The following is a 12,974-nucleotide window of genomic DNA, read 5'->3' as shown; positions in this document are numbered from 1 at the left end:
TGGCGTTGACTTTTGGCACGCTGTTGAGTTCTCAAGGAACGGAAGCTTCCTTCGAGACCGTTTCACCGGCCCCTCCGGGCTTTCCCTTCGTTGTCCCCAGCTTAGCAGATCCGATTTCCTTCTCTGCCACCCTCTGGAGCGGGTGTGCCGTCCGGCTTTCGCTTTTCGGCTTTTCCGACTCTACCAGACCGTTTCCGTCCTGATCCCCAGTCAGCGGGGCTTGTCTTCCCGGCCGTTGGGCCGTTCCGACGAGTTGAACGTTAGCGGATCAGTGGCGCCCGATGCCAATCGAGTAATTCCGCCGATCCTCATTCCGAAAGCGCGCACGAAAACGAAACGACTGCTCGTCGTCCGTTCGGAAGCTTGCTTCGGGATGGCCGCCCGGGAACCGGCACAGACCTACTGTTCACCGGCGGGCAACCCGGAGAACACTACGGATCGGGGACGTGGGTGTCAAACCGGGTCAGTCGAGGTCCTGGAGCCTGCCGCCGGCGTCGGGCTGGTCGGCCTCGACGCGGCGCAGGAGGCGGGTCAGCAGGTCGCCGAGGACGGTGCGTTCGTCCGGCTCGAGGTCCTGGAGCAGGTCGCCCTCGAACGCGGCGGCCATACGCATGGTCTCCAGCCACTTGCCTCGGCCGACGTCGGTGAGCTCCACGATGACGCGCACCCGGTTGGACTCGTCACGTTCACGGGTGACCAGGCCCTCGGAGACCATCCGGTCGATGCGGTGGGTCATGGCGGCGGGTGTGAGGCCGAGCCGCTTGGCCAGGTCGCCGGGGCCCAGCCGGTAGGGCCGGCCCACCACGACGAGGGCCTTGAGGACCTCCCATTCGGCGGCGGTGATGCCGACCGCCGACAAGTGGCGGCTGTAGCCCACGTGGAGGCGCCGGTTCAGCCTGCCGAGTGCCGTGACGATCTTCTCGACCTGGGGGTCGACCTCGGGGAACTCGCGTTGGTAGATCGCGATCTGCTCATCGAGGTCCAGCTCCTGCGGGGAGTTGGACTGGCCGTCGCCTGCGCTCGTCATGGCACGAGTGTGCCATGGAACTCATTGGCCCTAAAGACTTCCGTTGTGTACTGTTCAACTTCGAACTTTACTGTTGAAGTCTTAGCATTCGAGGACTTCCGACCTAAGGGGTGAGTGTGACCACCGCGATGGGCGCCGCGCTGCGCCGGATCCAGCTGGGGAACGCGCTGAGCGCGTTCGGCAACGGCTTCACCGTGCCGTTCCTGTTCGTCTACGTGTCGCAGGTGCGCGGCCTGGGAGCGGGGACCGCGGGTGTCGTGCTGTCGGCGTTCGCCGTGTCGGCACTGGCCGTGCTGCCGTTCACCGGGCGGGCGATCGACCGGAACGGCCCGCTGCCCGTACTGCTGGCCGGGGCGGTGGCGTCCGCGGTGGGTGCGCTGGGCTTCGGGCTGGCGGCGACCGCGCCCCTGGTGATCGCCGCCTCGGCGGTGATGGGGGCCGGCATCGCGGTGATGCAGCCCGCGCTGGCCACGCTCATCGTGTGGTGCTCGACCCCCGCGACGCGCTCCCGGGCCTTCGCGACGCAGTTCTTCCTGAACAACCTGGGGCTCGGTATCGGCGGACTGCTCGGCGGCCTGCTGGCCGACACCGCGCGGCCGGGCTCGTTCACGCTGCTGTTCTCCGTCGAGGCCGCGATGTTCGTGGTGCTGGCCGCGGTGGCGGCCTCCGTACGCCTGCCGAGGACGGCCCGGATGGAGCCGGCACCCTCGGAGCACGCGGCGGGCGGGTTGCGCGCGCTGCTCGGGCACCGGGCGATGGTCCAGCTGTGCGTGCTCGGCGGTGTGCTGTTCTTCGCCTGCTACGGGCAGTTCGAGTCGGGGCTCGCGGCGTACGCGGTCGAGGTGACCAAGGTGTCGACGTCGACGCTGGGCATCGCGCTGGCGGCGAACACCGCGGCCATCGTGGTCGCGCAGTTCCTCGTCCTGCGGCCGGTGGAGCGGCGGCGCCGCAGCCGGGTCATCGCGGCAGTGGGTGTGCTGTGGGCCGCGGCCTGGCTGGTCGCGGGGGTGTCCGGGCTCATGGGCGGCGCGCACGGGATCGCGACGGCGATGCTCGTCTCCACATACGCGCTCTTCGGGCTCGGCGAGGCGATGCTCTCGCCGACGCTCGCACCGCTGGTGGCGGACCTGGCCCCGCAGGGCATGGTCGGCCGGTACAACTCGGCCTTCGCGCTGGTGAAGCAGCTCGCGATGGCCGTGGGGCCCGCGGTGGGCGGGCTGATGGCGGGCGCCGGGATGTACCCGGAGTACATCCTGATGCTGGTCGTCTGCTCGCTCGGCATCACCGCGCTGTCGCTGCGCCTGGGCCGCCGGCTGACGGTCCACCAGGACGCGCCGCTGAGCGAGCCCGTGCTGGCGGCATAGCCCGGTACACAGGCTTCAGCCCGGGAGCGCGAACTCGCACCACACGGCCTTGCCGCCGCCCGGGGTGCGCCGGGAACCCCAGGCGGAGGCGATCGTGGCGATGATCGAGATGCCGCGGCCGGCCTCGTCGACGGGTTCGGCGCGGCGGCGCCGCGGCAGGTGGTCGTCGCCGTCGGTGACCTCGATGATCAGCCGGCGGTCGGTGCGGCGCAGCCGCAGCCGCATGGGCGGCACCCCGTGCTGCAGGGAGTTGGCCACCAGTTCGCTCGCGGCGAGGACGCCGAGGTCGACGAGTTCGACGGGGAAGCGCCACGAGGTCAGGACGCCCTGCGCGAAGGCGCGGGCGCGCGGGGCCGCCTCGATGCCGCCGAGCAGTTCCAGCGAGGCGTTGCGGAAGAGCTCGGAGTCGGTGCCCTCGCGCTGCGGGTACTGCATGACGAGCACGGCCACGTCGTCCGCGTGCTCGGAGGTGACGCCGAGCGCGCGCAGCAGTCGGTCGCAGATGACCTGCGGGCTGCCGGTGGCGCCGGCGAGGGTGTTCATGAGGGCGGAGACGCCCTCGTCGATGTCCTCGCCGCGGCGTTCGATGAGGCCGTCGGTGTACAGGACGGCGGTGGCGCCCGGGCCCAGGGGCACCGTGCCCGAGGTGTGGACCCAGCCGCCCGTGCCGAGCGGCGGCCCGGTGGGCTCGTCGGCGCGGTGCACGGTGCCGTCGGCGTCGCGGACGACGATCGGCAGGTGGCCGGCGGACGCGTAGGCCAGCCGGCTCTCGCTCGGGTCGTGGACGGCGTAGACGCAGGTGGCGATCTGGGTGGCGTCGATCTCGGCGGCGAGGCCGTCGAGGAGCTGGATCACCTCGTGCGGGGGCAGGTCCAACCGGGCGTAGGCGCGAACGGCGGTGCGCAGCTGGCCCATGACGGCGGCGGCGCGGACGCCGCGGCCCATGACGTCGCCGATGACCAGCGCGGTGCGGCCGGCGCCGAGGGTGATGACGTCGTACCAGTCGCCGCCGACGGCGGCGTCGGTGCCGCCGGGCTGGTAGGTCGCGGCGACGCGGAGGTCGTCGGGCTGTTCGAGCTCCTGGGGGAGCAGGCTGCGCTGGAGGGTGACGGCGGTCGCGTGCAGGCGGCGTTCGCTCTCGCGCAGCCGCTCGGCGGCCTGCACCTGGTCGGTGACATCGGTGGCGAAAACCAGGACGCCGCCGGTGTCGCCGCCGTCCTTCACCGGAACGGGGCTGCACGTGATCGTGAAGTAGCCCTGCCGGGTGGCGGTGGCGACCTTGCGGGCCTTCACGGTGCGGGGCTTGCCGCTGCGGAAGACCTGGTCCATCAGGGGGAGCAGGCCGAGTTCCGCCAGTTCGGGCAGGGCGTCGCGGGCGGGTTCGCCGGGGGTGCGGGTGCCGAAGACCTCCGTGTACGCCTGGTTGACGTAGCCGAGGCGGTGGGCGGAGCCGTGGGTGACCGCGATGAGTGCGGGGAGGCGGGCCAGCACCTCCCGTACCGGGAGCGCGTCGAGGGTGTGCGCCGGCGCGTCGGCGTGGTCGCCTGCCTGGCCGCGCGCCGCGGGGACCGCCCCGCCGGAGGACGGTTCGGTGCTCGCGGCCGCCGCCTGGGCATTGCGACGTTGTGTTCCGGGGAGCCGGGCGCTCCAGCGCGTGAGGTTCAAACGTCCGATTCCTCGTATTTGTCACTCTTTGCAGGTGCTGACGCACGCTTGGTCACAGGGTCCAGTGTGGCCGACCCGCCGCTCCGGGGGAATCGGCGACCGCATCCGCACTGGTCGGTCAGGGCGCGTCGGGCTTGCGGCCGGCGCCCGCCGCGAGCTCGAACTCCGCACGCGGGTTCTCCAGGGAGCCGAGAGAGATGATCTCCCGTTTGAAGAGCCCGGACAGGATCCACTCGGCCAGGATGCGCGCCTTGCGGTTGACGGTGGGCATCCGGCTGAGGTGGTACGCGCGGTGCATGAACCAGGCAGGGTAGCCCGTGAGTTTGCGGCCGTAGACCTGTGCCACGCCCTTGTGGAGTCCGAGGGACGCGACCGAGCCCGCGTAGGCGTGACGGTAGTCGCTCAGGGGCTCGCCGCGCAGGCTCGCGACGATGTTGTCGGCCAGGACGCGGGCCTGGCGCACGGCGTGCTGGGCATTGGGGGCGCACACCGCGCCGGGATCGCCGGAGGCGAGATCCGGCACCGCGGCGGCGTCGCCCGCGGCCCACACATTCTCGGTGCCGTCGACGCGCAGCGTGGCGGCGCACCGGACGCGCCCGCGGTCGCCCAGCGGCAGGCCGGTGCGGGACAGCACCGGGTGCGGCTTGACGCCGGCCGTCCACACGACGGTGCGGGCGGGCAGCCGCGAGCCGTCGTCCAGGACGACCACGCGCTTCTCGCAGGACTCCAGCCGGGTGTTCAGCCGGACATCGATGTTGCGGCCGCGCAGCTCGCGGACGGCGTAGGTGCCCATCTCCTCGCCGACCTCGGGCAGGATCCGGCCGGTGGCCTCGACCAGGACCCATTTCAGGTCGTCGGCCTCGACGTTGTGGTAGTAGCGCACGGCGTGGCGGGCCATGTCCTCCAGCTCGGCCAGCGCCTCCACGCCCGCGTAGCCGCCGCCGACGAAGACGAAGGTCAGCGCGGCGTCGCGGACCTCCACGTCCCGGGTGGAGGAGGCGATGTCCAGCTGCTCCAGGACGTGGTTGCGCAGGCCGATGGCCTCCTCGACGGTCTTGAAGCCGATGCCGTGCTCGGCGAGGCCGGGGATGGGCAGCGTCCGGGAGACCGAGCCGGGGGCGAGGACGAGGTGGTCGTACGGCAGCGGGAGCTCGCCGGAACCGTCCTCCTCGGTGGCGAGGGTGGACAGCGTGGCGATCCGCCGCACGGGGTCGATCCGCCGGGCCTCGCCGATGACCAGCGCGCAGCGGTCGAGGACACGGCGCAGCGGGACCACGACGTGCCGCGGGGAGATGGAGCCGGCGGCCGCTTCCGGGAGAAAGGGCTGGTAGGTCATGTACGGCTGCGGTTCGACGACGACGATCTCCGCCTCGTCGCGCCTCAGCCTCCGCTGCAGGCGCAGGGCGGTGTACATGCCGACGTATCCGCCGCCGACCACCAGGACGCGCGGGATCCGGGGCTCGCGGCCCGCGCCGGACGGCTCCTCGAGTGCTGCCATCGTTCCATGAGGCAATGAGCGCTCGGGGTTTGTCCACAGGGCGTACGGCAATGAATGGCTGAATCCTGTTGCCCGGCAGGTCACGGGCAGGTTCACGGCCCCTGTGACGTGCATGTGCGTGGCCGGCGAGGCCCGGGTACTCCGATCGTGGGCAGGTTGCCCCTTCTCTCTTGACCTGCCCTCAACTATGTTCGTATCCCGTCGGGATGTCCGAGTGGCGAGTCGCCGCAGCGGCCCGGCGATCTTGGGGTGGGGAGTCTCCGGGGGGAGACGCGATTTCCGGGGGATACACATATGCATATTCAGGACCCTCGTTGGGCATCCGTGGCCTCGCCCGCTTCGGTGGTCACCGCGGTCGATCCCGCAGGTCACCACGGAGGAGGGGGCGGCAGCCGCACGTCCCCGCTGCGGGTCGACGCGCAGCGGAACCTGGAGCACGTGCTGCGGGCCGCGCGCGAGGTGTTCGGCGAACTCGGCTACGGCGCGCCCATGGAGGACGTGGCGCGCCGGGCCCGGGTGGGCGTCGGCACGGTCTACCGGCGGTTCCCGAGCAAGGACGTGCTGGTCCGGCGGATCGCCGAGGAGGAGACCGCGCGGCTGACCGAGCAGGCACGGGCCGCGCTCGGTCAGGAGGACGAGGCCTGGTCGGCGCTGTCCCGGTTCCTGCGCACGTCCGTCGCCTCGGGCGCGGGACGGCTGCTGCCGCCGCAGGTGCTTCAGGTGCAGCCGGCCGGGGCTCCCGGGCAGGGCGCCGAGGAGACGCGGGTGCCGCAGCAGCGCGGCGCGGCGGAGGACGCCGTGGCCGGTGCCGGGGTCGAGGCCCTGCTGGAGGTCGTCGGCCAGCTGGTGGAACGGGCGCGTACGGCCGGTGAGCTGCGGGCGGACATATCCGTGGCCGATGTGCTGCTGGTGATCGCCACCGCGGCGCCCTCGCTGCCCGACGCGGCCCACCAGGCGGCCGCCTCCGCGCGGCTGCTGGACATCCTGCTGGACGGGCTGCGTTCCCGTCCGGGTGCGTGACGCTGCCCCGTCCGGGTGATGGTGTGCGGTCCGGGGAGTGAAAACTCCCCGGACGGGTGGTTCTGATGTTTGACCGGTCGCCGGAAGCGACGGGTGTGCCACTCTTACGCCCGTGGATGAAGGAAACGGGGAGCCGGAGCCCGCCCCGGAGGCGGGATCGGAGTCCGGCGAGGAGCAGTCCCCCGGCCGTGTGCCGGGCCAGCGGGAGCCGCTGGCCGGCCGCCGTGAGGCCCCCGTCCCGGGCAGCCGGGCACCCGACGACCGGGTGCCGGACGACCCGCCGACCGTGGAGATGCCCACCCCGCGGGCGAAGGAGCCCGGTCCGGCGGACGCCGCCGCCGCGGACTCGCCCGTGTCCGACGCCGATCTCGTCGCGCGGGTGCGCGGCGGGGACGACAGCGCGTACGAGGAGCTGTACCGCCGCCACGCCGCCGCCGTACGCCGCTACGCGCGCGGCTGCTGCCGCGACACGCACACCGCCGAGGACCTCACCGGCGAGGTCTTCGCCCGCACCCTCCAGGCGATCCGCGGCGGCAGCGGCCCCGACGCGGCTGTCCGCGCCTATCTGCTGACCACCGTGCGCCGCGTCGCCGCGTCCTGGACGGGCAGCGCCAGGCGCGAGCAACTGGTCGACGACTTCGCGGTGTTCGCGGTGTCGGCCGCCGGGTCCGGCACAACGGGCGACACCACGGACCTCGGCGCGGACGTACGCGCCATGCAGGTCGCCGAACGGTCGCTGGCCATGCAGGCGTTCCGCACGCTGCCCGAACGCTGGCAGGCGGTGCTCTGGCACACCGCGGTCGAGGAGGAGTCGCCCAGCCAGGTCGCGCCCCTGCTCGGACTCACCGCGAACGCGACGGCGGTGCTGGCCCACCGGGCGCGCGAAGGGCTGCGCCAGGCGTATCTCCAGGCTCACGTCTCCGCGTCGCTCACCGCCGAGGGCTCCTGCGCCCAGTACGCCGACCGGCTGGGCGCCCACGCCCGCGGCGGCCTGCGGATGCGGGCCGACCGGGAACTGCGCAAGCATCTGGAGGAGTGCGCCAAGTGCCGCCTCGCGGCAGCCGAGTTGGCGGACGTGAACGCGGCGCTCAAGGGCCTGCTGCCCGTGGCGGTCATCGGGTGGTTCGCCGCCTCGTACGCCGTCAAGGCGGCCGGTGCCGCCGCCGTGGGAGCCGCGGTGGGCGCGGGAGCGGGCGCGGCGGCCGCGGGTGCGGGTGCCGCAGGCGGCGCCGGCGCGGGAGCCGGTGGTGCCGCGGCGGCCGAGGGAGCCAGTCTTCCGCTGAAGATCGCCGTCGCCACGGGTGTGGTCGTCGCCGCGGCCGGGGTGGCCGTCGCGATCGCCCTGTCCGGCACCGACACGCAGCCGAAGCCGCAGGCGCACCGGCAACCGGCGGCCGCCCCGGTGGTGCCACTGCCCACGCCGAGCCCCACCCCCTCGAAGGCGTCGCCGCCCCCGGCCTCGCGGCCGCCGCGCGCGCAGGCTCCGCTCCCCACCCCGAAGCCGGCCGTCCGGCCGAGCGTCACCCCCGAGGTGACCCCCACACCCACACCCACCCCGGCGCCGACCGTGGAGCCCACGCCGACACCGACACCGACACCGACGCCCCCGCAGACACCGACACCCACCCCGACCCCCGCCCCGAGCACCACGAAGCCGGCCCCGCCGCCGGAGCCCCGGCTCTTCCCGCTCAACCGGCTGGGCTACGGCGCCCCGGGCGCGTCGGACCGGCCCGTGATCCGCCTCGGCGACTGGATGTGGCAGCGCTGGCGCCTCGGCATCGACGGCACCTCGTACGCGGGCGGCGTCACCGTCGCCGCCCCGTCCTCGGTCACGATCCTGCTCAACCGCCCCTGCACCTCCTACGACGCGGTCGCCGGCATCGACGACCTCGCCCTGGGCCTCGGCGCCGCGCGTTTCTCCGTCTACGGCGACGACACACGGCTCTGGCGCTCCCAGGTGATCCACGGCGGTGACCCGGGCGTGCCCGTCCATGTGCCGATCGCGGGCTACAAGACGATCCGCCTGGTCGTCGAACCGTCCCGCCGCCTGCACCTGGCGAACGTCGCCGACTGGGCGGACGCGCGGCTCAGCTGCGGCTAGGAGGCCGGAACCTCGCAGGCGCCGTCGGCACACGCGGCGGCGTCGTCCGCGACGGGGGCGGTGCCCGTCTCCTGCGCCACCTGCTCCAGGACGCGCAGGAACGTGGAGGTCTCCTGGCCGCCCTGGACGGCCCACTTGCCCTCGAAGACGAACGTGGGCACGGCGTTCACACCGATCGTGCGGGCCTCGTCGATCTCGGCGAGCACCTCCTCGCGGCCTTCGTCGCCCGCGAGGAACGCGGCCGCCCGGTCGCGGTCGAGCCCGGCCTCCGCGGCCAGCGACGCCAGCGTCTCGCGGTCGCCGACGTCGGCGCCCTCGGCGAAGTGCGCGACGAGCAGCCGGTCCTTGAGCGCGGCCTGCACCGCCGGGCCGTAGACGGTGAGGGCGTGCCACAGCAGGCGGTGGCCGAGGAGCGTGTTGTTCTCGATGGCGCGGTCGAAGTCGAACGCCAGGCCCTCGGCGCGGCCGAGCTCCTCCAACCGGGCGTCCATCGCGGTCGCCTGCGGGCCGAAGCGCGCGCTCAGGTACTCGCGGTGCGGCTCGGGGGTCCCGGACTTCTCCGGCGACAGCTGGAACGGCCGGTAGACCACCTCGACCTGAGCGGCCTGCGGGAACGCGGCCAGCGCACGCTCGAAACGGCGCTTGCCCACATAGCACCAGGGGCAGGCGATGTCGCTGTAGATCTCGACCTTCATGCGCACTCCATCATCGGTTGAAAGCTCAAAGATGCAACGCGCCGGCCACCCCCGGCAATCCCGCCCGCTAGGCGGCGATCGCCTCGTTCATCACGTCGTACGCCCCCATGCCGCCCAGCTCGTGCCCCCGGGCGCGGGTCGTCTCGTAGACGGTGCCGCCCAGCGCCGCGCGGGCCGCGGCCTCGACGGCACGGACGCCCTCCGCCTCCGGGACCGGACGCGGCAGCCCGTTCCGTAGTCCGTCCGCCGCACCGTGCAGCAGGGCGGCACGGACCGGGTCGCCGAGGGCGACGAGCACCTCGGCGCCGTACTCGACCACAGCCGCCAGCCGGATCTCCGCGCAGTACCCGCCGACCCCGGCACGGACCGCTGTCGCCAGCCCCGCCAGGGCCCCGGCGGGATCGCCTTCGGCGGCCAGGACCCGGGCGGCCAGGCTCTCGCAGAGCAGCTCGAAGTCCGGTGGCGGCGTGCCCATGCTGCCCTCGCCCCGGGCCAGCTCGCTCAGCTCCCGGGCACGCACGACCTCGTCGCGCCGCAGCGCGATCTGCGCCAGCAGCACCCTGATGTACGCGCGGGCGTCCCACACCCCGTACTGCTCGGCCTCCTCGGCCGCCTGGAGCAGCAGCTTCTCGGCCCGCTCGTCGTCCCCTGAGCGGTACGCCAGCTCGCCCATCCGGGACCGGACGAAGATGCCCTCCACATGCGCGCCCAGTTCCGAGCCGTACCGCAGCGCCTCCTCCAGGTCCGCCTGCGCGGCCGGGTAGTCGCCGTAGGCCAGGGCCATCTCGGCACCGGCCTCGCACACCTGGGCGCGCATCCAGCGGTCGCCGATCCGCTCGCTGAGCTCCAGCAGTTCCGGCCAGTCCTCGTCGGCGTGGGCGAGGCCCCCCGGCAGGTCGATGGTGATGTGCGTACGGAACATCAGCGCTGCCGCCAGCTCCCAGTCGCCGCCGAACCGGCGGCAGCAGGCGACCATCGCGTCCGCGTGCTCCTTGATCCTGTCGTGGCGGCCCATGATGTAGTCGGCGAACGGCCACAGCATGCCGGGGAAACGCGCCGACTGCGGGCTCGGCTCCTCGTAGGCGGCGACGACGCGACGCGCCAGCTCCAGCATCGCCGGGCCCTGGATCACCTCGCGTGCCACCGTGTCGCTGACGACGAACAGGTGCAGCAGCCGCAGATTCATCCGCGGCCAGAAGCCGGGGGCGTCGCGGTCCTCGGGGAGATCGGTGGCCTCCATCAGCCGCTCGATCCACGTCGTCGCCTCGTCGCGGTAGTTGCGCAGCCACCAGAACCAGCCCATGTTCAGCACGAGCGCGATCGCGTCCTCGTGACCGCCCGCCACGATGGTGCGGTCCAGCGCGGCACGGACGTTGTCGAGGTCCGCCTCCACCCGCGCGGCCCACACCAACTGCTCAGGGCCGCGCATGCCGAGGTCCGCGGCACCGGTGAACTCCAGCCAGTACGCGGTGTGCCGCGCCGCGGCCGCCGCCCGGTCACCGGGGTCCGCGGCGGCGCGCTCGGCGGCGTACTCGTGGATCGTCTCCAGGAGCCGGTAGCGCACCTCGTCCACGCCGTGCTCGACCACGATCAGGGACTTGTCGGCCAGCTGCCCGATCAGCTCCAGCGCGTCCTCGCCGCACACCGCCTCGGCCGCCGGCAGAGTGCAGCCGCCCGCGAAGACGCTGAGGCGGCGCAGCGCGGTCCGTTCCGGTCCGCTGAGCAGGTCCCAGCTCCAGTCGACGACCGCCCGCAGCGTCTGCTGGCGCGGCAGCGCGGTACGGCTGCCGCCGGTCAGCAGCCGGAAGCGGTCGTCGAGCCGGTCGGCGATCTGACGCGTCGACAGCACTCGCAGCCGCGCCGCCGCCAGCTCGATCGCCAGCGGCAGGCCGTCCAGGCGGCGGCAGATCTCGTCCACGGCCTCCGTGTGGTCCCGGGAGGCGTCGAACCCGGGACGCACCGCGGCCGCGCGCTCCACGAACAACCGGCGCGCGGTCGGCAGCGGCAGCGGCTCCAGCGGACGCAGCGCCTCGCCCGGCAGCCCCAGCGGCTCCCGGCTGGTGGCCAGCACCGTCACCCCCGGGCACGCGGCCAGCAGCCGGTCGGTGAGCGCGGCGGCGGCCTCCACAACGTGCTCGCAGTTGTCCAGGACCAGCAGGAGGCGGCGCTGCGCGCAGAACTCCAGCAGCCGCGCCGTCGGATCCGCGTCGGGCACACCGCGCACCTCCCGGGCCGCCGCCAGCACCGCCGTGTCACGGCGCCCGACCGCGCTCAGCACCGCGTCCGGCACGGCCTCCGGATGCTCCAGCGGTGCGAGCTCCGCCAGCCACACACCGTCCGGATAGGCCCCGGACGCCTCCACGGCCTGCGCGGCCTCCTGCGACAGCCGCGTCTTGCCCGCACCGCCCGGGCCCGTCAGCGTCACCAGGCGCCGCCGGCCCTCCACCAGACTCCTGCGGAGCGCGACGAGTTCGGTCTCCCGGCCCACGAAACTGGTCAGCCGGGCCCGCAGGTTCCCCGCGCGGGGCGCGGGCGGCGCCGGTGCGGGCTCGGCCCTCTCCGCGGACAGCAACTCGGCGTGCAGCGACCGCAGTTCCGGGCCCGGGTCGGTACCGAGACGCTCGGCGAGCGTGCGCCGGGACTCCTCGTACGCCCCCAGCGCGTCCGCCGGACGGCCCGTCGCGCGCAGCGCGCGGATCCACTGCGCCCGGAACGGCTCGTGCAGCGGATGCTCCGCCACCAGCCCCCGCACCTGCGGCAGCACCTCCGCCGCGCGGCCCAGCGCCAGCAACGCCTCGATGCGGTGGTGCGTCGCGGTCAGCCGCAACGCCCCCAGCCGGGCCGCGGCCGCGCCCCGGTCCGGCAGATCCGCCAGCGCCGGACCCCGCCACAGCGCGAGCGCCCGGCCCAGGACGTCCGCGGCGCCCTCGGCATCGCCGGCCTCCAGCGCGGCAGCACCCTCACGCGCCAGACGCTCGAACACGTTCAGGTCCACGTCCTCCGGGGACGCCACCACCAGGCGGTATCCACCCGGGCCCGACGTGACCGTCTCCTTGCCGTCCCCGCTGTCCGCGAGGGCGCGGCGCAGACGCGACACCAGCGCCTGCAGGGCGCCCGCGGCATCCTGCGGGGGGTCGTCGCCCTCCCCGCCCCACACCTCCGCGATCAGCGCCTCCGGCGACACCGGGTGCGGGGCGCGCAGCGCCAGAGCGGCCAGCAGGGCGCGCAGGCGCTTCCCACTGCCCAGGGGGACGGGCGCATCAGTGAGGCTGCGCACCTCTGTAGCGCCGAGTATCAGGTACCGCACGTGGCCATTCTCCCGATCCCCCGGGCCTTTGGCTCCGCCGTTTCCCGGGTGTCCTCCCCGCCCGCCCGCCCGTGTGCCCGGCAAGGTCTGGGCGCCCCGACGCAAGTCGTTGGGGGGCCGGGTGCGGGCCCTCCGGGGCTGCCATTCTGGACAGCACATTTAGGTGCCTCAGGTACTCGGATTGATCGCTCCGGGTTGTGCACCCAAATATGCTCCAGTGTCCAGAACGCCACCCCTCCGACCCCGCCCCCTCAGGTCTCGTCAAGCGCCTGATCCCCGGAGGGTGGGCGAGGAGGC

8 protein-coding genes are annotated in these 12,974 nt (G+C 73.5%); 3 read left to right on the top strand and 5 right to left on the bottom strand.

What is annotated here, in order from left to right:
- Positions 1 to 463 precede the first annotated feature (463 nt).
- Entirely contained in the window at positions 464 to 1,027 is a 564-nt protein-coding gene (locus ACIP9H_RS18050) for a MarR family transcriptional regulator (protein ID WP_360913263.1), read from the bottom strand.
- A gap of 116 nt (positions 1,028 to 1,143) precedes the next feature.
- Between ACIP9H_RS18050 and ACIP9H_RS18045 the strand changes: the two genes are divergently transcribed.
- Positions 1,144 to 2,391 (top strand): MFS transporter, encoded by a 1,248-nt coding sequence (locus ACIP9H_RS18045; protein WP_401591533.1) that lies wholly within the window; start codon positions 1,144 to 1,146, stop codon positions 2,389 to 2,391.
- Between the two features lie 15 nt (positions 2,392 to 2,406).
- Here the strand turns inward: ACIP9H_RS18045 and ACIP9H_RS18040 are convergent, their stop codons facing one another.
- Both ACIP9H_RS18040 and ACIP9H_RS18035 read right to left on the bottom strand, forming a co-directional pair.
- Positions 2,407 to 4,056 carry a SpoIIE family protein phosphatase gene (locus tag ACIP9H_RS18040; RefSeq protein ID WP_401959742.1) on the bottom strand — a complete coding sequence of 550 codons (1,650 nt, stop codon included), beginning with the start codon at positions 4,054 to 4,056 and terminating at the stop codon, positions 2,407 to 2,409.
- Positions 4,057 to 4,174: 118 nt separating this feature from the next.
- The gene (locus tag ACIP9H_RS18035) at positions 4,175 to 5,554 is read right to left on the bottom strand and encodes an NAD(P)/FAD-dependent oxidoreductase (protein ID WP_401959740.1); all 1,380 of its coding nucleotides are present in this window, start codon (positions 5,552 to 5,554) and stop codon (positions 4,175 to 4,177) included.
- Positions 5,555 to 5,848: 294 nt separating this feature from the next.
- Between ACIP9H_RS18035 and ACIP9H_RS18030 the strand changes: the two genes are divergently transcribed.
- Together ACIP9H_RS18030 and ACIP9H_RS18025 are read left to right on the top strand one after the other, a co-directional pair.
- Positions 5,849 to 6,574, top strand: a complete 726-nt coding sequence (locus ACIP9H_RS18030; protein ID WP_401591539.1) for a TetR/AcrR family transcriptional regulator — start codon at positions 5,849 to 5,851, stop codon at positions 6,572 to 6,574.
- Positions 6,575 to 6,686: 112 nt separating this feature from the next.
- Positions 6,687 to 8,675 carry a sigma-70 family RNA polymerase sigma factor gene (locus ACIP9H_RS18025; protein WP_401959738.1) on the top strand — a complete coding sequence of 663 codons (1,989 nt, stop codon included), beginning with the start codon at positions 6,687 to 6,689 and terminating at the stop codon, positions 8,673 to 8,675.
- Here the strand turns inward: ACIP9H_RS18025 and ACIP9H_RS18020 are convergent.
- Together ACIP9H_RS18020 and ACIP9H_RS18015 are read right to left on the bottom strand one after the other, a co-directional pair.
- Positions 8,672 to 9,370: a DsbA family oxidoreductase gene (locus tag ACIP9H_RS18020; protein WP_401959736.1), complete on the bottom strand. Its 699-nt coding sequence runs from the start codon at positions 9,368 to 9,370 to the stop codon at positions 8,672 to 8,674. The two genes, ACIP9H_RS18025 and ACIP9H_RS18020, sit on opposite strands and share 4 nt — an antisense overlap.
- 67 nt (positions 9,371 to 9,437) lie before the next feature.
- On the bottom strand, positions 9,438 to 12,677 hold the full coding sequence (locus tag ACIP9H_RS18015; RefSeq protein ID WP_401959734.1) for a BTAD domain-containing putative transcriptional regulator: 3,240 nt from the start codon (positions 12,675 to 12,677) through the stop codon (positions 9,438 to 9,440).
- Between the last annotated feature and the right edge of the window lie 297 nt (positions 12,678 to 12,974).

The sequence above is a fragment of the Streptomyces sp. NPDC088732 genome (genome assembly GCF_044751205.1).
Classification (GTDB): Bacteria; Actinomycetota; Actinomycetes; order Streptomycetales; family Streptomycetaceae; genus Actinacidiphila.
The sequence above is the reverse complement of the archived record's forward strand: the minus strand, read 5'-3'. Positions and strand labels throughout refer to the sequence as shown.